Below are 22,771 nucleotides of genomic sequence, written 5' to 3'. Positions count from 1 at the left end.
CGGCGATTAGCACCTATGCATTAAGTACTTGATGTTCCTTCCTTCCGGAAATCGGCATTCTCATGATCATGCGTGTTCCGCATTCTGGACTGCTTTCTACGTCAACGCCGAATTCTTCTCCGAAGACAAGCTGAATCCGGCGATGAACATTTTGCACACCGATGCCGCCTGGGCTTCCTTTCCCTTCCTCCACATCGGCGAGTCGATTTTCACTCAGTTTGAGGCGAAGTTCTTCAAGCCGCTCCGGGGTCATCCCGCTGCCATTATCCGTAATGCTGACCCAGAAGATATCGCCATCCTCTCCAGCATCAATCGTAATTGTGTGATAATCTTCAACACCATAACGAAAGGCGTGCTGGAACACATTTTCCACAAGTGGCTGTAAGGTCAAGCGAACCATTTTGCGCAGAAGCATTTCAGGCTTTATCCGCACATCGATTTCAAACGGCCTTCCGATCCGGTGATTGATAATGACCATATAATGGATGACATGCTTCAGCTCATTTGCTACGGTTATCTCTTCAAGATTGGTGCGCACCGAATAATGCAGCATGTAGGACAGGGCTCCGACAATTTCTGATATTTCATCTGAATCCTGAATTACTGCATAGCAGACCACCGTTTCGAGCGTATTGTATAAAAAATGAGGGTTGATTTGCAGCTGTAAGGATTGGAATTCGGCCTTCTGCCGCTCAGCTTCCATTTCCTTGTTCTTCAGTTCTGACTGATACACGGTGTCCACAAGCTCTGACAGGCGGGTTACCATCAGATTGTAACGAACGATAAGCCCAGTGACCTCATCCTGGCTTTTCGGAAGGGAGATTAATTCCCAATTTCCTTTTTCGGTCTGGCTCATTCCTTTCATCAGTATACGGATGGGTGTAGTAACGGACTTACCAAATCGGCTTGCCAGAAACAGCGCTATCATAAATGTCAAAATCGCGACAACAATAATATAATTCCGGATGGTAATTAGCGGCTTTTGCAGCTGAGTGTCTGGGATGGATACAACCAGATGCCAACCGGAATATTCCGCATTACGGCTGATATAAGATTTTTCCACGCCCTCTGCCGAACTGCGGAACATCGCCTCTCCTGCTTGCTCAATTTGCTTGCCAAGACTATCGGGAATCAACGTCCCTACTTTGTTTTGATCGTTATGATATTGAATCCTGCCTTCGCCATCTACAATAAAAAAATAGCTTTCGGGACCAAGATCGATTCCTTTCCATAACGTAGAGAGCTCCTCCGCTTTGACTTCGATGCCTACGAATCCTTTCATCTCTGGTGACTGAAGACCGCGAATGCTGCGGATTAAGGTCAACATCGGCGTTTGATCCCCACGGATACTGTAATTGATTACATTCAACTGTCCACTGACATCTGTATGTTCTTTGAAATACCGGATCTGTCTAGCGGTGTCTTCCTGTGTAAAAGATGGCGCTGAACCGCCATTATAATAATAAAGCGCATTCCCGGAATACCCGATAATATATAGGGCTTCAATCTCGGGATTGCGAATCCATACAGGTTCAACAATAGCATCGCGAATATCGGTCGTGTAGCGGTAATTTTCATATTCCTCACGATCTGCTGATAGATCAATATATCTTTTAACTCTCAAATCCGTTAGTAGCGCCACGGTCGACCGTTGATAGGATGAAATATATAGATTGGTATGATGAACTGCATTATTTACGATCTGAATCATTTGGTTTTCAGTGCTTGACTGCAATTGCTTGGCAGAAATGCTGTAAAAGGAAATCCCCAGCGCTGACAGGGAAAGTAAGATGACAATGGTAAAATAAAATAGCAGCTTCCGGCTGAGGGTTGCTCTCATTATTCAATGCCAAACGAAGCACGGTATTCCGAAGGTGACACACCCACGAGATTTTTAAATGTCTTCGTAAAATGAGGATAATCCTCGTAACCTACATGAATCGAGATGTCACTGATTGTCATGGTGGGTACGGCAAGAAGTCTGCGCGCTTCCTCCATTCGTCTCCGGATCCGATAGTGTACGAAGGTTTCCCCCGTCATTTTTTTGAATAATGCGCTGAAGTAGGTGCGGGCAAGTCCCACCCGTTTGGCTACTTCTTCTAACGACACATCCTCAGCCAGATGTTTATCAATGAAAGCTTTTGCTTCTTCAACCGGGTCCTTATAGTTGCCTTTGCGAGTAAGCTGCAGCTCCGCAAGTATACCGTTTATTATCGCGACAAATGCTAACATCGTTTCTTTTTTCGTATTGGGGGCTTTTACCCCTCCACAGCACCGGGACGGAGGCTTCCAGCCTCGGCGTTCCAAGCGATCTACGATCATTTGCAGACAATCATTCAGCACTGCATCCATGCTAAAGACGTTCAATCCTTCAAATAAACCCGATGTTTCTCTTTCATCAAGCAGACGGTTTGTCTCATCACGTTGCAGCAGCCAGATGTGTTGTTCCAGCTGTTCGGCCCAATCCACGTATTTATGAACAGGAATAATGCTGCCTGTCATGCCGGATATCAGTTCTCTCAGCATATCATGCACATCCTGCTGGAGAACCGGCTTCAGTAAATACCGCTTAACGCCATAAGCCATTGCTCGTTGTGCATATTGAAAGTCATTGTACCCGGAAATGACTGCCACCTGGACATGACTGTAATCACGGTGAATTCGTTCACATAAATCAAGGCCATCCATCCGCTTCATGCGCAAATCTGTCAGCACTAAATGCGGTTCTAGCTTTTGGATAGTTTCTAAAGCTGCTTCTCCGTCGTCGGCTGTATAAATCGCGGTGAATGAGACCGGATAACGCTGGACCATCTTCACCAATCCTTTTTGAATGACAGGCTCATCTTCTACAATCAATACTCGCACTTGTATCAAATCCCTTCCGGAATGGAATCAGAATCAGTTGTCTTGTGGTATGAAATTGATTTGAAGTTGCGATTATTGGCAACGCTTCCATTTTTGAGTTTGGATTATATCTTACCATATTTTGATAAGCAGATGGCTGTTTCTTTTAAAGGATGATGCAAGCTGATTAATTTAAGACTTAATAGATCCGATTAACATCCCTTTGATAAAATACTTTTGCAGAAACGGATACACGATAATAATCGGTATGACGGAGACGACAATAACTGCCATTTGCACACCTGCCGGAGATACTTCATTTACGTTTTCTAATAAGCTGCCCGCTTGCCCAAGGTCGTTACTCAGTACGATTTCCCGAAGCCGCAGCTGAAGTGGATAAAGCGCTCGTGTATTGATAAAATACAACGCCGATGAATAAGAATTCCAATGGGATACCGCGTAAAACAAGCCCATAGTTGCCATAACTGGTTTGGACAAAGGAAGGATGACGCTCCACATCGTGCGCAGCTCTCCCGCTCCATCCATTCGCGCGCTATCTATCAGCTCAGTAGGCAGGGCTGAGAAAAAAGAACGCATGATGAACAGGTTATATGCACTGATGGCCGATGGGATGATTAATACCCATAAAGAGTCGATCAAGTGCAAGTTTTTGATGACCATATAGTTCGGTATGAGCGGAGCGTGAAATATCATCGTAATTAGGATTAAAATCAGAACTCCTTTGCGCATCGAATATTCGGATCTGGATAAAGGATAGGCCAGTGATGCAGTTAAAATCAGATTAATAAGCGTTCCGACAACTGTAATAAATATACTTACCATGAAAGCTCTCCAGATGGAGGTATCCCCAAGAATAACTTGATAATTCATAAGCGTCCAATCTACAGGGAATAGCTTAACCTCGCCTGCATTAATGGCATGAGTGCTGCTAAATGATTTGGCGAGCACATGCAGCAGAGGGAAGACCATCAAGCACCCGACCAGCATCAGAAACATATAGTTGAAAACGTCAAATAGGCGACCTTTATTTTTCATTTACTCTTCGACTCCTTTCTAGTAAAGTCCATCCCCTGATGCTTTTTTACTAAGCGTATTCCCGATCATGACTAGCAACAGTCCGACGACCGATTTAAAGAGGCCTATAGCTGTTGTATAGCTGTATTGCTGATCAATAAGACCCACTCGGTATATATAAGTATCGAGAATATCTCCATTGGTCTCATTAAGCGAATTGATAAATACAAACACTCGCTCAAAGCCAAAATCAAGGAAGTTACCGATATGAAGCAGGAACATAATCATGATAGTAGGCAAGATCGTCGGGATCGTTATAGATAAGGTTTGTTTCCAACGATTTGCTCCGTCAATCCGAGCCGCTTCGTACAGCTCAGGATTCACAGCAGCGAGTGCGGCTAAATAAACAATAGTTCCCCATCCACTGTCTTTCCATATGCCTGTTCCAACCAGGATGGTACGAATATACGAGTCCTCGCCCAGAAAATAAACGGAGTCGAGCCCAAAAGTATTTAAGATCTGGTTCACGATACCTGTCGTTGGGGACAAAATGCCAATCATAATCCCCCCAATAATGACCCATGAGAGAAAATGGGGCAAATAAACGACGGTCTGCAAAATCCGTTTATAAAAAGCTTTTCTCACTTCATTAAGAAGGAGGGCGAATATTATGGGAACCGGAAACGCAAAGACCATATCATATAGGCCGATCAGGATAGTATTTTCAAGAATTCTCAAAAACTCTGGATAGGTGAACATCCGCCGGAACTGATCAAGGCCAACCCACGGACTGCCTGTAAAACCTTTGAATATGTTGTAGTTTTGAAAGGCCATGATGGAACCCGCCAAGGGTAAGTATTTAAATACGATAAAAAAAATAATGCCTGGAAGTGAAATGAGATATAGCGCCTTATATTTGCGCAAATTGGTCATTCGTCTTTGGAATGGGGAAAGATCTGGCCTGCTCGCTGGCAATGCGGCTGGCACTTGTTGTGGCATAAATATCGCTCCTTTGGTTGCAGTTTGGATTTTGTTGTATGGCTAATGTTAATCCAATATCCAGGTCTTCAAAATGGAGATTTTTCGGCTTGCCTGTGTTTTATTACGATTGACTATTGTGCACAAATCTTGCGGGACTTCCCTGCAACTGAAGAAAAAGTATATTCAAATCCCTGACCATCGCTAATAAGAGATTGTTCTGGCAGATCGAGCGGAACGGCAGACCAAATTCGATATTCAGCGGTAACCGTAGAGTGAATCGTCGCTTCATCCAGCTTTCCTTGGCTCCAAAAAAGATCAACGGTAAAACCACCTCTTGCTCTCATCCCCCTTATGCTGCCTGAAGACCACTCCTTGGGAAGGGCAGGTAATAGTCGAAGTTCTCCTCGGTGGGATTGCAGCAGCATTTCTGCTACCCCTGCTGCTCCACCAAAATTGCCGTCTATTTGAAAGGGTGGATGGCAGTCTAAAAGATTCGAATACGTGGAGGAGGCTAACAGTTTAATTAAATGCTCATAGGCTTCCGTACCCATACCGAGACGGGCATAAAAGTTGACGATCCATGCCCTGCTCCAGCCGGTATGACCTCCACCTCCGTCAAGGCGGCGTTCAAGCGTTCGCCGGGCTGCTGCAGCAAGCTCAGGGGTGTGCCTCATGTCAATCTGTTCCCCCGGATGTAATGCGAACAACTGAGAAATATGCCGGTGACCTGCGTCTTGCTCTTCGTAGTCAAACAGCCATTCCTTAATCTGTCCATGACTGCCCACACTCGGCTGTGGAATGTGTTCAAGCATCTCATGTAGTTCAGAGAGAAACATTGTATCTTCTTCTCCGATAATTAATGCCGCTTCTGAACAGGCGGATAGCAATGTATATGCGATTTGCAAATCCATGGATGGTCCCATACAGAGGCTGCCGTTGCTTCCGTCCGAAAGTAGGAAGCGGTTTTCCGGGGAGACAGAAGGCCCAGTAATTCGTAAGCCACCTTCCTCTACCATGTAATCAAGCAGAAAAATCGCTGCTTCCTTCATCACTGGATAGGCCCTTTCCTTGAGAAAAGAAAGGTTCAGTCCAAACCGGTAGTGTTCCCACAAATGAAGGCATAACCAAGCAGCACCCATTGGCCAGACCGTGCAGGTAATTAGGATGCCTTCTGGTCGGGTTTCCGCCCATAAGTTAGTGTTATGATGAGCAACAAAACCGCGACAGCCATACATTTCTTTTGCCGTTTCTTGACCGTTCAACTGCATCCGTTCGATCAGATCAAACAGCGGTTCATGGCATTCAGCCATATTTAGGACTTCGGCAGGCCAGTAATTCATCTGGAGGTTAATATTAATTGTATATTTTGATTCCCATGGCGGGGTAAAGCTATCATTCCATATGCCTTGCAGATTAGCAGGCAACGTACCTGGTCGAGAACTGGAAAGCAGTAAGTAGCGCCCATACTGTACATATAGTGCAACTAGTCCCGGATCACCAGACTCATTGGGATTGCTTCTTTCATCTTTTGCTTGCTGTAAACGCTGTAATCTCTTATCGGTAGGAAGCTCTGCGAACGGGTCTCCATCCCTAGTTAAATCGATTGAAAATCGAGCAAACCGGGACTTGTATTCCTCCTTATGCTGCTTTATTAGAGTTGCAAAAGACTGAGCCGTAGCTTGATCCAATTGCTCTAGACAGGCTTTTTCAGGTTGATCTACACGGAAGGTACTCTGCGCTGCCAGCATAAGGGTGACGGAGTCTGCCCCCTCAATAGAGATGAAATCCCCGATGAGCCTCTGGCGGCCCCCTTGTTGAACTGCCCTTAGTGCTGTGCAAAAGCGAACGCCATCCGCTCCGCATTCCCCATTCATTAAAACTGTGTTTGCAGGACCAGTGCTACAGCCGGTATCGAACGGACGACGCATAAGATTCGCAGCCAACGTGATCTTGCCAAGTCTGTCAGCTGTCAATCGGACTACCAATACACCGTCCGGTTCACTTATAAAATATTGCCTGTAATAGCGAACCCCGCCACAACGGTACGATACCGTAACGACCGCTTGCTCCAAGTCGAGCTCCCGCTCGTATTTTTCTATAACCTCACTGGAATCCAGAAACTTTAAAATCAAATCTCCAAGTGGCTGGTACGGCTGCTCATATTTTGGTGAAGCAGTCATAGCCATTCGTGCCAAATGTTCTGCCTCCGCCTGCCTGCCGTCTTTCAGCATTTGCCGAATCTCTGTTAAATATGGCTGAGCTGCAGGATTAGCTGCACGTCCAGGGCCGCCGTACCAAATTGAATCTTCGTTAAGCTGGATTTTATCTTGGCCGATCATACCGGACACCATTGCCCCGAGGCGCCCATTTCCTATGGGAAGAGCCTCATTCCAATTTGACGCCGGGCTTGTATACCATAATCGAAGACGTTCTGATTCCTGCTTGGTTGCCGGTAATGCTACCTCTTGTTTCGCTCGTCTTCTTTCACTCAACTCTTGTTCACCTGGCCTTTCCTATTTTCAGTTCATATCATTCGTCAGTAACTCCACTTCCTATGCTACTCTTGATCCTGATGTCTCTCCATGGCATAGATTGTTAGGGGTTGTGTTTTTTTATGATCCAAACTAAAAAGGATGCGGAAAATTCCGCACCCTACTGTAAATTATTTTTTTATATTATTGAGCGCATTTCGACCTAAACGTTCCATCAGCTGCTGCTTGTAGAGACTATTAATGACGACATGTTGACCGCAACTGCACCAATATCCATCTTCACGGGGCCGGGAATCATAATCGTTAGGAAGCAGTCCGGGTATCTTGCTACCAACATGGCCAATGGCGTAGTTTTGAGCGGTTGGTGGCCGCTGTAAAGTGAGCTCTCCTTGTGTATTCCAAGTCACATAATTCGCACCTGCCCAGCCATGTCCGCTGCCTAACCACGCCCTATCCCGAATAGAGATGGGAGCTTTGATATTATCGAACAGGCCTCCGACTGACCAGCGATGATGAGGTTCACTGGTGTTATAATTTTTAACAGCTTCTCCATCCAGAAATACATTCGGCCCCGGTACCCAGCTATCGACGGTGAACGCATGCCGCGCCGTCTCTGTATAAATACGTTGAGCGAGATTTAGCTGGCCCATCTGATGTATGACATAACGGCGACCCCCAGTAACCACACTGATCATATCGTACATTTGACAGTCCTGAACCGTAACCCATTTGGAATAACGCTTCATTTGAACGAGAGAATAGGACAGATGGTAACCTCTCACCTCTCGAACCCAGCCATTCTTCACACTGTTGAACACGACGAAACGTTCAGCATGTTTTTCGTCCGCATAATAAGGATCTGTTGTATCGTTATCCATCTTAATATCTATAATACTTGGGTCAAAATCGGACTCTACCCTCATTTTCTCTACCCCCACCTGCTGAATGCGGGCATGGTCTGTATATTTATAGATCTCTCCGCCGCCCCACTGACGTTCGATAGCATTCGCCAATGGGGCATCGACCGTAATCGTATTACCTACAATAGCAGTGATGACTCGGTCAAAATCCAGATTGAACGGTGACCATTGGGTTACGGTTCCACCCGGGCGCTTATATATGTTATCCATACCAATTTCGTGAATCCAGTTTTTATTACCTATTCTGCGGACTATGATCTGATCGCCTACATTGTAAGCACCCCCGTCTTCTACATGGAAAGAACGCGAGCCTGAGGGCACATACAAATCTGAAATCATCTGCTTCGAGTTGCTGTCCAGCATAAGATCTGCATTTTCACCAATTTCAATTAGATTTCGCAGTTTCGCTCCGGTACCATAGAGAATAGTGCCCTCTTTGTCCTGACCTTCACCGCGAAGGACGATCCCGCTTTCTTTAATGAACAACGTGCCTCCGACTTCATATCTGCCTTTTTTCAAAAGGACTGCCCCGCGGAATCCGTTCTTATCGAGCGGGAGCATAGCCAACTGGTCAATTGCCACCTGAATACGGTCCGTCGCGTCTCCGTCCAAGGGTAGAACGGTCGACTTAACGGGAATATTCGGGATCTCAACACCACCACCCCTATAACCCGCATTAGAAAAGTCCAAGATCCGATTACCTCGATAATCACCGATATACATCATCATTCCATCGTTACCAAGGAAAGCGATTGTGCTCTGTCCCGCGGGGATGCTCTTTGGATCCAGCACGGTAAAATAATATGAGTCATACTGAGGAGCTTTTCCGTCCTGCTTGAGGGTCATTCGCAGTTCATAAGTACCCAGTAGATCAGCCGTGCCTAACGGTGTCCATTCCATTAACGAGTCTTTAACCATAGGAGTCTCAGGCAACTCAGTCACCAGTTTCGTTCTATCAAAAATCAATTCACCGGCAACCCTTCCGTTAACACACGGTGTGAAGGAAACCGTCGGGTACACCTGACTTGGATTGAGGATGGCTGGTTGGCCAATTTCAGTATTCATGTGCGTATGCTTCAATGTGGAATTAATAATAAAGAGTTCATCTCCTTTTCTATATTCACTCTCACATATCGGATACATATTACCTTGGCTTAAGAAGAATTAACATGTCATTTTTATCGATTGGAATGTGTTTTCTTATTCACCTATTTATGCAAACCCTTGCACCCGCATGGTGCTGAGCAACGATTAAGCCAAACTAAAGACAAGTTTCTAAAGGCACTAAATGGTAGATGAAAGTTTAGCTTAGGTAAAAAAAAGGCGCGATCCCCAAGGGTATCACGCTTTTTATCTAGCTTAGATTTCCTATAACTGGGTGTGGCACATAAGGCTCTTCCAGACTCGCTATTTCACTTGGCTCCAGCTTCACTGATACCGCTGCAACGGCGTCCTCCAGATGATTTGCTTTGGTTGCACCAATGATAGGCGATGTTACTTGCTCTTTTTGCAGAACCCAAGCAAGCGCTACTTGGGCACGTGGAATCCCGCGCTTTGCCGCAATTTCGGCAACTACCTCAACAACCTTGCGGTCAGCCTCAGCCATTTTTGCATAAAATGCCTTTCCGACTTCGTCTATCTCTGAACGAGCTGTTTGTTCATTCCAATCACGGGTTAGTCGACCTTTAGCAAGCGGACTCCATGGGATCACACCGATTCCTTCTTCCCGGCAAAGAGGCAACATTTCCCGTTCTTCTTCCCTGTAGAGTAGATTCAAGTAATTTTGCATAGAGACAAATTTAGTCCAACCGTTACGCTCAGCAACATGCTGTGCCTGCAAGAACTGCCAAGCATACATAGAGGACGCACCAATATATCTAACTTTACCTGCCTTTACTACGTCATGAAGGGCCTCCATGGTCTCTTCGATAGGAGTGTCATTATCCCAACGATGGATCTGGTATAGGTCCACATAATCTGTGCCCAGCCGTTTTAGACTGTTGTCTATTTCGGTCATAATCGCTTTGCGTGAAAGTCCTGCTCCATTTGGTCCCTGATGCATCCGGAAAAACACCTTTGTAGCAATGACTACCTCATCGCGGCGAGCGAATTCTTTTAAGGCACGTCCGACAATTTCTTCGCTTGTTCCGTCAGAGTATACATTAGCCGTATCAAAGAAGTTGATGCCAAGCTCCAGGGCTCTTTTAATAAAGGGTCTGCTCTGCTCCTCATTTAGCGACCACGGAGCCATTCCACGTTCAGGTACTCCGTAACTCATACAACCAAGACAAATTCTAGATACATCCAAACCAGTACGACCAAGTTTTGTATATTCCATTAGTTTGTGTCTCCTTTAGATTTTGGGTTTGTTTACTCCTAAACTGCGGCGAATTTCCATATCTGGTGACTCGGCCAATTTAACAACTAATGCAGCCACACTTTTTCGCGACACTTCTCTCCCTTTAAAAGGTTCACCTTTCTGAGTTGTTTCGTAGTCTATCTCGTCTTTATAGGTAAACCATCCAGGTCTCAGAATTGTATAGTTAAGATTTGAAGCTTCAATAATTTCTGCAGATTTACGATATGGATCCAATATACTGCTGTACTTCTCTCCTGGAACTTCATCGTAAATGCCCATTGAGCTGATAAAAATCAAACGTTTAAGACCAGTGGTGTTCATTGCTTCAACGATAGTCTTAGACATTTTCTCCAAATTACCTGCCAGATTAGCATAAACAACATCTTGCCCGATCATCGCTTCTTTTAATTGCTCACTATCCAACACATCTCCTTCAACTACTCGAGCACGGCTGGATGTTATATGGCTTAATCTGTCCGAGTTACGGAGATAAAGTGTTAAGCGGGCATCGGTTTCGTTCAAAAACAAATCAATCGCATGTCGTGCAATTCCGCCATTAGCGCCTATGATCAAAACATTGCTCAATTTCAAAACCCCTTTCTTAGTTCTAATTATGCGATAAATGAAGTGAACGCCGTTATCTCAATTATCTTAAATGATTGCCTATTCCTCTCACTATCACTAACACAAAAGATGTTTTTACTTTATAATTGAATAAGAACAAAACATTAGGAGGAGCACATGTCTAAAGAATTACTAGAGCGGAAAGAAGAACTCGCCAGATTGATTGAACATCATTCGAGCCAGGATGGAGTATATGAGACCGCTATCCCCTCATTGTTTGTGATTCGTAACTCCAATGTGACCGAGCCAGTATACAGAGTATACAAACCTTCTTTATGTTTCATTGCGCAGGGAACAAAGGAGATCTTATTGGCCAAGGAGCGTTTTGAGTATGGTCCCGCAAATTATCTAATATCATCAATGAATTTACCCGTTATCGGTCAGATTATAAAAGCTTCTCCCAACGCACCCTATTTAAGCTTTAAGCTAGAATTCACGCAGAGTCAGATTTTGAAAGTACTAAATGATTCCGAATTTAAACTCGCTCCGAAAGAAAATGCTAAGCGCGCTATGTATGTCGGGCAGATAGAGTTACCACTATTGGATGCGATCCTGAGATTGGTACGTTTGCTGGATGATCCCAAGGACATTCCGTTTTTGGCTCCGATTTATACTGATGAAATTCTATACCGGCTTCTACAGGGACCCTATGGAGTTACACTCGCTCAAATTGCGATGGAAGGTAGCAGCACCTACCGCATTCGGGAGGCCATCGAACAGATTATCGAGAACTGTGATAAACCTTTGCGGATTGAAGAGCTTGCTGAAACAGCCAGTATGAGTATTTCTTCGTTCCATAGACACTTCAAAGAGGTAACTGCCATGAGTCCTATTCAGTTTCAAAAGCATCTGCGCTTACAGGAAGCTCGCCGCCTTTTATTATCTGAATCAGCGGATGCAGCGGATGTCGCGTTCCGAGTTGGCTATGAAAGTGCATCACAATTCAGCCGCGAATATTCTCGGATGTTTGGTTCACCACCTAGAGCAGACATCAAGCGTTTGAAGGAAGATATGCTCATTGGATAAAAGCGAACGTGTTCGTCATTCACAATATGGAACTATCAGCTTAACACCAACTTGTATGGGTAACCTTTGCGCACAGGCTGATTCTATCGGGCTGGTCCTATCAGGTTTATCCTATCTGCTGATCACTATCGGACCCATGGGACCTTAAACGTAGTATTATCTCACATTTGGGATGCTAAAGGACCGCATAGCCGCTATTGGCTCAGAAAACACTCAATATGAATCTATTTCGAAGTAATAGCTGCATTGGGGTCCGAAACTATGCTTAAAAAGGGATTAATATGCAAATAACATCCTCTGAGTCCTTAAGCCCAAGAGGTTGATAAATACAAGCTGAGGGAGACAACCAACGACGACAAAAAAACAACGATATCCAAACAACAACAACAACAACCAAAAAACACAAAGCAGCGATTCATCCATACTTGGAGAATCGCTGCTTTGTATTTTTCACAAGCTAACACTGCTTTTTCTGACGATCACGTAGCCGACCGCCTTTTATTTCTTTTGATAGCTAAACCAATCATAATAAGCAGTTGTTCCATAAGGAGAGTAGTTATACATGCCGAAGAATACTCCAGTAAATCCGCCTGCGACTTCAGTAGATATCAAGTGTGTCTCGGCTTCGCCAAGCAGATGCCATATTTGATCCACACCTCGATAGTAAAATATATATTTTTCAGGTAATGCCTGGATTCTCAATTCTACCCCTGTACCTTCGAAAGCCGAAGAATATGCCACATCACTAATGCTCCCTACCTGTCTGCGCAGCGTAATAACATTTTCACCTTCCATCTGCGTTAGTCCAATTGCGTAGTGATACTTCTGATCCATAAAAACTACAAGACCAGCTTCGTCACCCTCAAGAGGGCTAAATTCCATTTTGGTGGTAATTTCACAATTCAAATGCCGCTGTCTACAGCCAATAAAAGCAGGCGTACCCTTCTCATTTAATCTCACATCTGATCCACGTAAAGCTAGCCACCCTCCCCGTTCCTGCAATGACCAATCCACCTTATTAGCATTACGAATGAAATTCCAGCTCATTCTTAGGTCAGATTGATCAAAATCGTCGGTTTCAGGCTCTTCTTCCCACGGCATTGGTGAGGGCAGGTCAGCTTCCATTTCTAAACCAACCACTCCGTTATCACCAATCATTGGCCACCCCTCCTCCGTCCACTGAACCGGAGCCAAATATGTCTCTCTGCCAAGATGATGACGGTAAGGATAACCTACTGGTCGAATCCCCAGAAATACCGCCCACCAGCTACCATCCTGTGCTTCAACTAAATCGGCATGCCCTGTAGCTTGAATGGGGTAATCTGAACTTCGATGTGTCAAAATGGGATTGTGAGGAGACGATTCATAAGGCCCATATGGCGATCTACTTCTTGCCATAGTCTCCATATGTCCATATTCTGTCCCACCTTCCGCACACATCAAATAGTAGTAATCGTTTATTTTGTAAAGATGTGGACCCTCAGGGAATTTCCCTCCGCTGCCAGTCCAGATCAAGCGTGTATCGCTAAGCTTTTGACCCGTTTCAATATCAATCTCACATTGGTAGATCCCCATCCCTTGCTCGGAGCCTGTGCTTGTGAAATAAACCTTTCCATCGTCAAAAAACAAGGAGGGATCAATGCCTTCCTGCTCCACATAAAGTGGATTCGACCATTCGCCTGCCGGGTCATCCGCCCAAACGTAGAAATGACCTCCGCTATCCTGATTTGTCGTAACCATATAAAAACGACCGTTATAATAACGAAGAGTCGGCGCCCAAACACCTCCGGACACCACGGATTCATCAAATTGAAGCTGATTCTCACGAGTCAAACAGTACCCAAGCTGCTTCCAATGCACCAAATCCTTGCTGTGCCAAATGGGTATTCCCGGAGAATAGGCAAATGAACTATTTACCAGATAAAAATCCTCGTCTACTCTGCAAATGCTTGGATCTGGATAAAACCCCGGGATAATCGGATTGTTATATTTCATGTAGTATTCTCCTTCTCTATCTTAATCACTGAAACCTATGTCAAGGATTATACTGCTTCAACTGGATAGAAAGCCTTGATTATTCGGTCCTAAAATAGCATGATATAGACATTCATCTAGACAAGCTTTTGGAGGGTAACGAGTTGAGTGAATTTTATTTAAAATGGTTTACATCTGATCGTCAATTTCCATTTTTTATTCAATACGGCTATCATGACGAAGACACCGATCTACATAGACATGCGGACTTTTCAGAGCTCGTAATTGTATTGAGTGGCACAGCTACACATATTGTTAATACTGAGGAGTCTTTTATCAAAAAGGGAAATGTGTTTGTAATTAATGGTTCGACCCCGCATGCTTTTAAAGATCCTCAGGATTTCAAGATCTGCAATGTTATGTTTCAGCCTGAATTGCTATCGACGGCCGGAGCGGATTTGCGGACATCCAACGGCTTTCAAGCCTTATTTGTGTTGGAACCCCTGTATCGTCATAAACATTCCTACACAAGCAAACTCAGCTTGCCGATTCCTAACCTGGAGTATGTCTCTTTTCTCATTGCGGGTATGATTGAAGAATATCACAACAAGCTACAGGGTTATCAGACCATGCTGGGCTCCAAGTTTATGGAACTGGTCGTCTATTTGTCCAGACATTATGACCCACAGGAAAAAGGGATTCAGGGGAACCATCTGATGCATTTGGCGAATGCACTCTCATATATGGAAGATCGTTATCTTGAGCCGTTAACACTGGATCAGATCGCCAAACATTCGGACATATCAGTCAGACACTTAAACCGGATCTTTCGCTCCTACTATCAGACAACCCCGATCGCTTATCTTCATCGTTTACGTCTGGAACGGGCTTGCGGGTTATTAAAGCATTCTAATCTCAGTATCACCCAAATCTCACATGAATGCGGGTTTAGTGATAGTAATTATTTTACTCGCCAATTCACTAAAATCTATGGGATGTCACCCAAGGTCTATAGGAACAAGCTTTGAGGGTAAAAAAAGAACACCAGGCAGCGATTCTCCTATTATTGGAAAATTACTCCCTGGTGTTTTTGAATTAATGCGCATTACCTGATCAGATTATGGGCAAGTGAATATAAACAGACTAATGGTCGCTAATCGCTTTTAACAAACCTTGGACTTGAAGCGATCGGAAGTTCCTCTCCGCATTCATGTAGCTCTACGTTTTAATGGAATCTGGGAGATAACTGCATTCTATACACTTATTCCGTACGCAGAAAGAACCTTCATACTTTAACTGCACTTTATACAACTAAAAACATCCAAACCTACCTAATGGGTAGAAAATCAAGGAAATAGATGTACGAAGTACACTTATATCCCCGAGCTGAGTGATTTGAAGGAATATAGCTGTACAAAATACAGTTAAACGTTGGTAAACATCGCTGACTTCGGCTCTACGGGATTATCCTCCCCATTGATTTTTTATTAATTAAAACCAACGATGGAATGAGGTACATAAGGCTCCTCTAAAAACGCAATTTCTTCAGAGGTTAAAGTAATGGATAACGCACCTACGGCATCTTCGAGATGCGATGTTTTTGTAGCCCCGATGATAGGTGCTGTAACAGGTTCTTTTTGAAGCAACCAAGCAAGAGCGATATGAATCCGTTGAACACCGTGTTTTTCGGCGATTGTCGCAACTCGCTCCACGACTAATTGATCGGTATCGGCAGTTCCATCATATTTAGATTTTTGAATCTGATCAGTTTCTGAACGATGAGTTGATACCGCCCAGTCTCGCGTAAGTCTTCCTGATGCAAGGGGACTATAGGGAATAACACCAATATTCTCTTCCTTACAAAGCGGCAACATCTCTCGTTCTTCTTCACGATAGATAAGATTGAGATGATTTTGCATAGATACAAATCGGGTCCAACCGTTTTTCTCCGCTACATATAACGCTTTTTGAAACTGCCAAGCATACATTGCTGAGGCACCTATGTATCTTGCCTTACCAGCCTTCACTACATCATGAAGAGCTTCCATCGTTTCTTCGATAGGTGTGTGATAATCCCAGCGATGAATCTGATATAGATCTACATAATCTGTTCCCAACCTCTTGAGACTCTTATCAATCTCACTCATAATTGCTTTCCGGGATAATCCTGCTCCGTTCGGACCTTCATGCATACGGTTAAAGACCTTAGTTGCTAAAACAATCTCGTCTCGATTGGCATAATCCTTAAGCGCTCGTCCAACGATTTCTTCACTCGTTCCATCGGAGTATACATTCGCTGTATCAAAAAAATTAATACCCAGGTCAAGCGCTTTTTTTATGATAACACGGCTCTGCTTCTCATCAAGCACCCATTGATGGATCCAACGTTCGGCAACGCCAAAGCTCATACAACCTAAACACAGTTGGGATACGTCCAGCCCCGCTTTTCCAAGTTTTGTATATTTCATTTATCTCGAATCCACACTTTCCAATTAAATTGTAATATCTTAATGCCCTATCTTAAAGGGGTACATATTAATTCATAAAACAGCTCCAACGCATACCGATGAAAAGGAACTGGGGAATAGTTAACACTTCCGGCAGTACATTGCACCTAATCGATGATTTAAACGGCGTTTGAATAAACTGAATTTATATTCAATCCTAGTCCATGTCAAGCCTATTAATCAAGTAATAACAGCATTTGAATCAAATCTTGTTCATCCGCCTCTTTCCGTGTAAGTCTGTGTCCGAAGATTCTTCATTTCATAAAATAGCTTAATAAGTTTTCTGCGCTTCTACTTGGGAATATGAGGTGACATGATGTTATTTTCTGCACAAGGGGTACCACCCCAAGGATATTACCAAAGCATCTGGGACTTTACTTCCCACAACGAAAACAGTACAAAGGAAGCTGGGAATGTCGTTCCTTTTGACTTCGGACGGGCGGCTGAGTTCAGAGCGCCTAAAAGCATTGAAACGAGTATTGCTCCAGCACTAACACCTTATTGTTTAAAGCCCTTTGGCGGATACGTTGCCACCATTTCCAGAGGGAAGGTATGGGGAGAATCTGGTGCCGTTCTAACACCAGAAGGGAAATTGATCTTTGATCTTTCCCAAGAATATGATGCCAAGCAATATAGGATGCTTGAAGCAGATGAGCACCCAGTGTTTCACCGGTGGAACGGTCCGCAGCTTCAACATTTTGCCGGGACCGCGGCGGTGTTAACCTTTTGCGGAGCCCATAACTATTTTCATTGGATGTATGATGTGCTTCCTAGATTAGCGATGCTTCAATCGAGCGGAATCACTTACTCCACTATTATCATGAATCCAAATCCGTATGGACCCTTTGTGGAACAAACGTGGGCCATGCTTGGGATATCCGAGTCATTGGTGATCCGGACGAATTCAGAAGCATATGTTCAGGCTGACCAGCTACTCGTCCCTTCCTTAATGATGAATTCACATTATCCTCCTTGGACCACGGATACACTGCGGAGATTTTTGTTACCGCATAGAGAAACAACACTAGTCACTCCGGAACGTTTTTATATCTCACGAAAAAAAGCAAGCTCAAGACGGTTGGTTAATGAAGATGATGTCATCCGCTGCCTTGAGAATTTTAATATCGTACCGATTTGTCTAGAGGACTGGACGGTTTCCCAGCAAATCCAATTATTCGCCTCAGCGAAAGTAATCGTAGGTCCACATGGTGCTGGACTCGCTAATCTGGCTTTTTGCCAGCCTGGAACACAGGTCATTGAAATTTTCCATGCCCAGCATGTTGTTCCAACCTATTGGATGATCAGCAACCATAATAATCTCGAATATTATATGGTGTACGGGCAAGGTGTAGCCGATCCTGCGATTCGTTTTCCAGGATTGGAGGACATCTATGTGAACGTAGATCGTCTGAAACAAACGATGCATCTGGCAGGCTTGGAATGAGAAGATTGGTTACTACTTTTTCGAAATCAAAAAAGCGCAAAGCATATTTTGCTTTGCGCTTTTTAAGAAACATAGATTTAATCACGCCGTGTTACATACTTCAACCATAGCCCATCATCAGCAAGTTTTTCTACACTCTTCAAGCTGAAATTTGCTGGGGGCTGTTGTTTCAAAGATGCATCCATTTCAAATAAGGTCACCAAATTAGAGGCACCATCTGCGATGGGAACTATAACCAGGCTCAACTCATCAATTAAATCTTCATTCAGGAAAGACCCGTTTAAAACGCCCCCACCCTCCAGCATCAATTCATCGATTGAGAAATAATTGAGTACTTCAATAATATGATCCTCTGTTCTATTGTGACTTCCTTCTGAAATTCAAAACTCAAGATGCGCTTAAAAAGGCTGTTATTGTAAAGGTGCTCCTTATTTCCGAAATCGTTTCTTAAACTTTCTTCTCGACGAGTTTCGGCATGAAGTAAATGTCACCGCAGGAATAAACCTAGGGTTAAATGAAGAGGTTATTATTAGTTTTGTTGCATCAGCTTATGCAGGGGTAGTCGAATGGTGGTTCAAGAATGAAAGACCTGTGACCTATCAAGTCTTGGCTGAACAACTCGGAACGTTATTAGAGAGGAATTTATAAAAAAAAGCGGCGATTCTCCTATAATAGGTGAAACGCCGCTCTTTTTTATCGGGCATTAATTACGCCGATAGATTACACATCTTTTTAAGGACTTCGGTCCCAGATGACGTTATTTGGTAGTTTTCAGCTCTTGAAACAGGGCTTCGGACCTCAAGGACGTTATTCCTTAGAAAGTGACTTATATTTGGTGTTTTTCACGCCAATAGCTGCAGTGGGGTCCTTTAATCTTCTTAAAATCAGAAAATCTCGCCTTTAAGGTCTGATGAGTCCGATAAAAGCATCTACTTACAAATGTTATCGGTTCAAGTAAAGATTCTTTTAAATCGCTCGTTTGAACTGGGTATTGTACAACTCGTAATAAACGCCTTGCAGCGCAAGAAGCTCTTTATGACTGCCTTGCTCGGCAATTCCGCCACCCTGAATAACGAGTATACGATCAGCATCCTGGATGGTACTAAGCCTATGGGCGATCACAAAGCTTGTTCGTCCCTTCATTAGCTTTTCCATCGCCTGTTGAATATGCATTTCCGTACGCGTATCCACACTGCTGGTTGCCTCATCTAGGATCAAAATAGCTGGATCAGCTAGAATGGCGCGGGCAATCGTTAAAAGCTGACGCTGGCCGTGGCTCAAATTACTGCCTTCCGCATGGAGAATAGTCTCATATCCATGCGGCAGTCTATTAATAAAGGCATCTGCATTGGCCAATCTTGCCGCTTCCTCTACCTCTTGGTCAGTCGCATCAAGACGGCCAAAGCGAATATTTTCCCGAATCGTTCCCGAGAATACATGCGCGTCTTGCAATACCATTCCCAATTGACTACGAAGTGCATTTTTATCCAGTTCTCCAATATCGCGGCCATCAATGAATATGGAGCCGCCGCTCAAATCATAGAATCTGATCAGCAAGTTGACAATGGTCGTTTTTCCAGCTCCCGTTGGGCCAACAAGCGCAATTTTCTCTCCGGGTTTTGCTTCAAACGTAACCCCGCTCAGAATCGGTGAATCCGGCTTGTAAGCAAATGAAACGTCTTTGAAAATAACATTCCCTTTTAACCTTGGCAGATCGTCACTTTGTTCATCACCGTCACCGTATTCGGATGGCATATCCATAACTTCAAACACACGCTCCGCACCAGCAATTGCCGACTGAATTAGATTGTACTGGTTAGCAAGATCGGAGATCGGTCGTCCGAACTGTTTGGAATACGTAAGGAAACTAACGATTACGCCAACCGTAGCCATGTTATGAAAAGCCATCCAGCCACCCACCCCGGCAATGATCGCAAATCCAAGGTTATTAATCATGTTCATGACCGGTCCCACTAATCCGGAAACAATTTGTGCTTTAATGCCGACTTTATTCAACTCTCCACTGATTTTGCGGAACCGTTTCACTTCTGTCTCTTCCCTGCTGTATTGTTTGACTACTTTTTGTCCGCTGATGGTTTCTTCGATAAATCCACCCAACTCACCTAGATGGCGTTGCTGATTTTTAAAATAAGTTCGACTTAAACCTATGATTTTACGGCTGGACAATAACACAAGAGGGATCGTTATCAGTGAAACTACGGTCAACGGAACGTTCATCATTAACATGATCACTAGTGAACCGCTTAGGGTGATCAAACTGTTTAATAACTGGGTCACACTCTGATTAAGTGTACTGGATACGCTCTCTATATCGTTGGTTGCCCGGCTCATTAGTTCTCCGTTAGCTTGCGTGTCAAAAAACTTAATCGGTAGCTGTTGATATTTGCTGAACAGATCACGACGCAGCTCAAACACGGTATTCTGTGAGACGGATGTCATAACATAGGCTTGCACCCAAGCAACCACACTGCTTAGCCCATAAATACCTATTAGGAGTAGACAAAAACGAATAAGACCCTGATAATCGTGAGGAATTACCGCAGTATCAATCGCTTTACCGATTAGATAAGGCCCAATCAACGAAAGAATTGCATTTAACACAGTAAATACATACACAATGATTAACCCGAACCGCTGGCGGTTCAAATACATCCAAATGCGTTTGAGTGTGCCCGCTTGATTCTTAGCACGTACGATTGGCACAGCTCCGCCCCGTCCGGGACCAGATCCCGGTCCAGATCCAGATCCAGGTCCGAATCCGCCTGATCGATTAAAAGGAGTGGTGTTCATGCCATTATTAAGCTTTGACATAAGGCACCTCCTCTCCCTTCATCTGTGATCTCCAGATATCTCTGTATATTTCACTGCTGTTCATAAGCCCATCATGTGTACCTTGTACAGCAATTCGGCCATTTTCTAATACCAGAATACGATCAGCATCAATTACAGAGGTGACACGCTGAGCTATCAAAATATTCGTGCTGCTGCGCAGCCGTGTTTTTAACATCTGCCGGATTCGTGACTCTGTCGCTGCATCGAGCGCACTAGTGCTGTCATCCATAATGAGGATTGTTGGCTGAATTAAAAGTGCCCGTGCAATCGAAAGCCGCTGCTTTTGCCCACCGGACAGGTTAATGCCACGCTGGCCGAGCTCTGTATCGTAACCCTGTGGAAGTTCTAAAATGAAATTGTGAGCTTCAGCGGCTATTGCTGCTTCTTCCACTTCCTCATCTGTGGCATCCGGTCTGCCGTATCGGATATTATCGCGGATAGTACCGCTGAACAGAATAGCCTGCTGCATAACATATCCGATTCTGCTACGCAAATCTTCCAGAGCAATCATACGAGTGTCGGAGCCATCAATTGTAATGGATCCAGAGGACACTTCGTAAAACCGGGGAATGAGGCTGACCAATGATGATTTACCAGTACCGGTGGCACCAAGAATGGCCACTGTTTCTCCTGGCTCCGCAGTGAAATTAATATCGTCTAACACTAGATTTTCATCCGAAGGATTATAAGCAAAAGATACATTGTCAAATACGATCCGACCGTTGTGTATGGCATCTTTTTTAGCGTTGGCAACTTCTGTAATCTCACTAATGGTGGAAAATACTTCATTCTCCCGATCGGCAGAAACCTTGGCTCGTGAGAAGAAGGTCAACATATTGCTTAACATCAGCATTGACATCAACAATTGGGTTATATAGTTAATAAAAGCGATCAGCTGACCAACTGGCAGCCCACCGTTCCAGCTTTGCACTCCCCCAAACCATAGTACAGCAACAATACTGGCATTTAGTACAAGCATCATTAGCGGCATATTTAATGACATTAACCGTACCGCTTTTATCGCAATTTCTGTATAATCCTTGTTAGCTGTATTAAAGCGTTTCTGTTCATGGTTAGCGCGGACGAATGCTTTGACTACACGAATGCCTGATAAATTTTCCTGCAACACTGTGTTCACACCGTCTAATTTGACCTGCATTTTCTGAAACAAAGGAAAAGAAAGTCGGATTAACCCATACAAAATTAAACTCAAGAGTGGCACGGCAACGGCTAGGATGAGGGTCAGCATAGGACTAATCCGAATCGCCATCACCAAGCTTCCGACTAATAGCAAGGGAGATCGAATACTCCGCAAAATCATTTGCACAAAGGTTTGCAGCTGTACCACATCATTTGTTAATCGTGTAATCAGTGAGCCCGTCTTCAATTGATCCAGGTTCTTATTAGAAAATTTCTGAATATGTTCAAACAAGCTAATCCGCAAATCATTTCCGAAGTTTTGAGAAGCAATACTCGAAAAAATAGTGCAGCCCACCCCACCAATTAGACCGATAAACGCTACACCAAGCATGATCAGTCCGGTCGAGAAAATATGAGACAAGTCTTTTGTCATGACACCCTTATCCACAATGCTCGCCATGAGCGTGGGCTGCAGTAAATCCATAGTTACTTCGACCAGCATCAGCAATGGTGCCAACACACACCACACCCAATATGGCCTCAAATAATGCTTAAGCTTCCACATTCCGCCA

At 44.2% G+C, this 22,771-nt stretch carries 17 protein-coding genes and 1 pseudogene; 5 read left to right on the top strand and 13 right to left on the bottom strand.

Annotation, left to right across the window (positions count from 1 at the left end; genetic code table 11):
* Nucleotides 1-13: 13 nt before the first annotated feature.
* The 8 genes from MHI25_RS15290 to MHI25_RS15255 all read right to left on the bottom strand — a co-directional run bounded on the left by MHI25_RS15290 (nt 14) and on the right by MHI25_RS15255 (nt 11,216).
* The gene (locus MHI25_RS15290; protein WP_076125645.1) at nt 14-1,840 is read right to left on the bottom strand and encodes a sensor histidine kinase; all 1,827 of its coding nucleotides are present in this window, start codon (nt 1,838-1,840) and stop codon (nt 14-16) included.
* Nucleotides 1,840-2,865, bottom strand: coding sequence for a response regulator (locus MHI25_RS15285; protein ID WP_248548260.1), 1,026 nt, complete (start codon nt 2,863-2,865; stop codon nt 1,840-1,842). Before MHI25_RS15285 ends, MHI25_RS15290 begins: the two co-directional genes overlap by 1 nt.
* Nucleotides 2,866-3,036: 171 nt before the next feature.
* Nucleotides 3,037-3,900, bottom strand: coding sequence for a carbohydrate ABC transporter permease (locus MHI25_RS15280; RefSeq protein ID WP_076184580.1), 864 nt, complete (start codon nt 3,898-3,900; stop codon nt 3,037-3,039).
* A gap of 18 nt (nt 3,901-3,918) precedes the next feature.
* On the bottom strand, nt 3,919-4,812 hold the full coding sequence (locus tag MHI25_RS15275) for an ABC transporter permease subunit (RefSeq protein ID WP_076190487.1): 894 nt from the start codon (nt 4,810-4,812) through the stop codon (nt 3,919-3,921).
* Nucleotides 4,813-4,991: 179 nt separating this feature from the next.
* A complete protein-coding gene (locus MHI25_RS15270; protein WP_340395622.1) occupies nt 4,992-7,352 on the bottom strand; it encodes a glycoside hydrolase family 95 protein in 2,361 nt (786 codons plus the stop codon).
* A gap of 170 nt (nt 7,353-7,522) precedes the next feature.
* The gene (locus MHI25_RS15265) at nt 7,523-9,337 is read right to left on the bottom strand and encodes a hypothetical protein (protein ID WP_340395621.1); all 1,815 of its coding nucleotides are present in this window, start codon (nt 9,335-9,337) and stop codon (nt 7,523-7,525) included.
* Nucleotides 9,338-9,626: 289 nt separating this feature from the next.
* Complete coding sequence (locus MHI25_RS15260) at nt 9,627-10,610, bottom strand: aldo/keto reductase (RefSeq protein WP_076184577.1); 984 nt, start codon at nt 10,608-10,610, stop codon at nt 9,627-9,629.
* Between the two features lie 15 nt (nt 10,611-10,625).
* Nucleotides 10,626-11,216: an SDR family oxidoreductase gene (locus MHI25_RS15255; protein ID WP_076125657.1), complete on the bottom strand. Its 591-nt coding sequence runs from the start codon at nt 11,214-11,216 to the stop codon at nt 10,626-10,628.
* Nucleotides 11,217-11,372: 156 nt separating this feature from the next.
* Here MHI25_RS15255 and MHI25_RS15250 point away from each other — a divergent pair, with 156 nt between their 5' ends.
* Entirely contained in the window at nt 11,373-12,281 is a 909-nt protein-coding gene (locus tag MHI25_RS15250; RefSeq protein ID WP_076184576.1) for an AraC family transcriptional regulator, read from the top strand.
* Complete coding sequence (locus tag MHI25_RS15245) at nt 12,274-12,429, top strand: hypothetical protein (protein WP_280752948.1); 156 nt, start codon at nt 12,274-12,276, stop codon at nt 12,427-12,429. The genes MHI25_RS15250 and MHI25_RS15245 overlap by 8 nt, the downstream gene beginning before the upstream one ends.
* Before the next feature lie 350 nt (nt 12,430-12,779).
* On the opposite strand, the gene MHI25_RS15240 is transcribed toward MHI25_RS15245, so the two are convergent.
* On the bottom strand, nt 12,780-14,276 hold the full coding sequence (locus tag MHI25_RS15240; protein WP_340395620.1) for a glycoside hydrolase family 43 protein: 1,497 nt from the start codon (nt 14,274-14,276) through the stop codon (nt 12,780-12,782).
* Nucleotides 14,277-14,419: 143 nt separating this feature from the next.
* Here MHI25_RS15240 and MHI25_RS15235 point away from each other — a divergent pair, with 143 nt between their 5' ends.
* On the top strand, nt 14,420-15,283 hold the full coding sequence (locus tag MHI25_RS15235; protein WP_076125669.1) for an AraC family transcriptional regulator: 864 nt from the start codon (nt 14,420-14,422) through the stop codon (nt 15,281-15,283).
* Between the two features lie 459 nt (nt 15,284-15,742).
* Here MHI25_RS15235 and MHI25_RS15230 read toward each other — a convergent pair whose 3' ends face one another.
* Complete coding sequence (locus MHI25_RS15230) at nt 15,743-16,723, bottom strand: aldo/keto reductase (RefSeq protein WP_340395619.1); 981 nt, start codon at nt 16,721-16,723, stop codon at nt 15,743-15,745.
* A gap of 352 nt (nt 16,724-17,075) precedes the next feature.
* On the opposite strand from MHI25_RS15230, the gene MHI25_RS15225 reads away from it, so the two are divergent.
* Nucleotides 17,076-18,206, top strand: coding sequence for a glycosyltransferase family 61 protein (locus MHI25_RS15225; RefSeq protein ID WP_340395618.1), 1,131 nt, complete (start codon nt 17,076-17,078; stop codon nt 18,204-18,206).
* Between the two features lie 77 nt (nt 18,207-18,283).
* Here the strand turns inward: MHI25_RS15225 and MHI25_RS15220 are convergent, their stop codons facing one another.
* Complete coding sequence (locus tag MHI25_RS15220) at nt 18,284-18,547, bottom strand: dihydrofolate reductase family protein (RefSeq protein WP_340395681.1); 264 nt, start codon at nt 18,545-18,547, stop codon at nt 18,284-18,286.
* Between the two features lie 85 nt (nt 18,548-18,632).
* On the opposite strand from MHI25_RS15220, the pseudogene MHI25_RS15215 reads away from it, so the two are divergent.
* Nucleotides 18,633-18,854, top strand: a pseudogene (locus MHI25_RS15215) (TetR-like C-terminal domain-containing protein); the annotation flags it as partial.
* Between the two features lie 318 nt (nt 18,855-19,172).
* On the opposite strand, the gene MHI25_RS15210 reads toward MHI25_RS15215, so the two are convergent.
* Together MHI25_RS15210 and MHI25_RS15205 are read right to left on the bottom strand one after the other, a co-directional pair.
* Nucleotides 19,173-21,038 (bottom strand): ABC transporter ATP-binding protein, encoded by a 1,866-nt coding sequence (locus MHI25_RS15210; protein WP_340395617.1) that lies wholly within the window; start codon nt 21,036-21,038, stop codon nt 19,173-19,175.
* On the bottom strand, nt 21,025-22,764 hold the full coding sequence (locus tag MHI25_RS15205; RefSeq protein ID WP_076309405.1) for an ABC transporter ATP-binding protein: 1,740 nt from the start codon (nt 22,762-22,764) through the stop codon (nt 21,025-21,027). The genes MHI25_RS15210 and MHI25_RS15205 overlap by 14 nt, the downstream gene beginning before the upstream one ends.
* Between the last annotated feature and the right edge of the window lie 7 nt (nt 22,765-22,771).

Origin of the sequence: Paenibacillus sp. FSL E2-0177, from assembly GCF_037992975.1 — a bacterium.
In the GTDB taxonomy this organism is placed as follows: Bacteria; Bacillota; Bacilli; order Paenibacillales; family Paenibacillaceae; genus Paenibacillus_AQ; species Paenibacillus_AQ odorifer.
The sequence above is the reverse complement of the archived record's forward strand: the minus strand, read 5'-3'. Positions and strand labels throughout refer to the sequence as shown.

Excerpts from the sequence above, each read along its gene's own strand:
- MHI25_RS15290 (WP_076125645.1), bottom strand. The coding sequence starts at position 1,840 with ATGAGAGCAACCCTCAGCCGGAAGCTGCTATTTTATTTTACCATTGTC.
- MHI25_RS15280 (WP_076184580.1), bottom strand. The coding sequence starts at position 3,900 with ATGAAAAATAAAGGTCGCCTATTTGACGTTTTCAACTATATGTTTCTG.
- MHI25_RS15275 (WP_076190487.1), bottom strand. The coding sequence starts at position 4,812 with ATGACCAATTTGCGCAAATATAAGGCGCTATATCTCATTTCACTTCCA.
- MHI25_RS15265 (WP_340395621.1), bottom strand. The coding sequence starts at position 9,337 with ATGAATACTGAAATTGGCCAACCAGCCATCCTCAATCCAAGTCAGGTG.
- MHI25_RS15260 (WP_076184577.1), bottom strand. The coding sequence starts at position 10,610 with ATGGAATATACAAAACTTGGTCGTACTGGTTTGGATGTATCTAGAATT.
- MHI25_RS15250 (WP_076184576.1), top strand. The coding sequence starts at position 11,373 with ATGTCTAAAGAATTACTAGAGCGGAAAGAAGAACTCGCCAGATTGATT.
- MHI25_RS15240 (WP_340395620.1), bottom strand. The coding sequence starts at position 14,276 with ATGAAATATAACAATCCGATTATCCCGGGGTTTTATCCAGATCCAAGC.
- MHI25_RS15230 (WP_340395619.1), bottom strand. The coding sequence starts at position 16,723 with ATGAAATATACAAAACTTGGAAAAGCGGGGCTGGACGTATCCCAACTG.
- MHI25_RS15225 (WP_340395618.1), top strand. The coding sequence starts at position 17,076 with ATGATGTTATTTTCTGCACAAGGGGTACCACCCCAAGGATATTACCAA.
- MHI25_RS15210 (WP_340395617.1), bottom strand. The coding sequence starts at position 21,038 with ATGTCAAAGCTTAATAATGGCATGAACACCACTCCTTTTAATCGATCA.
- MHI25_RS15205 (WP_076309405.1), bottom strand. The coding sequence starts at position 22,764 with ATGTGGAAGCTTAAGCATTATTTGAGGCCATATTGGGTGTGGTGTGTG.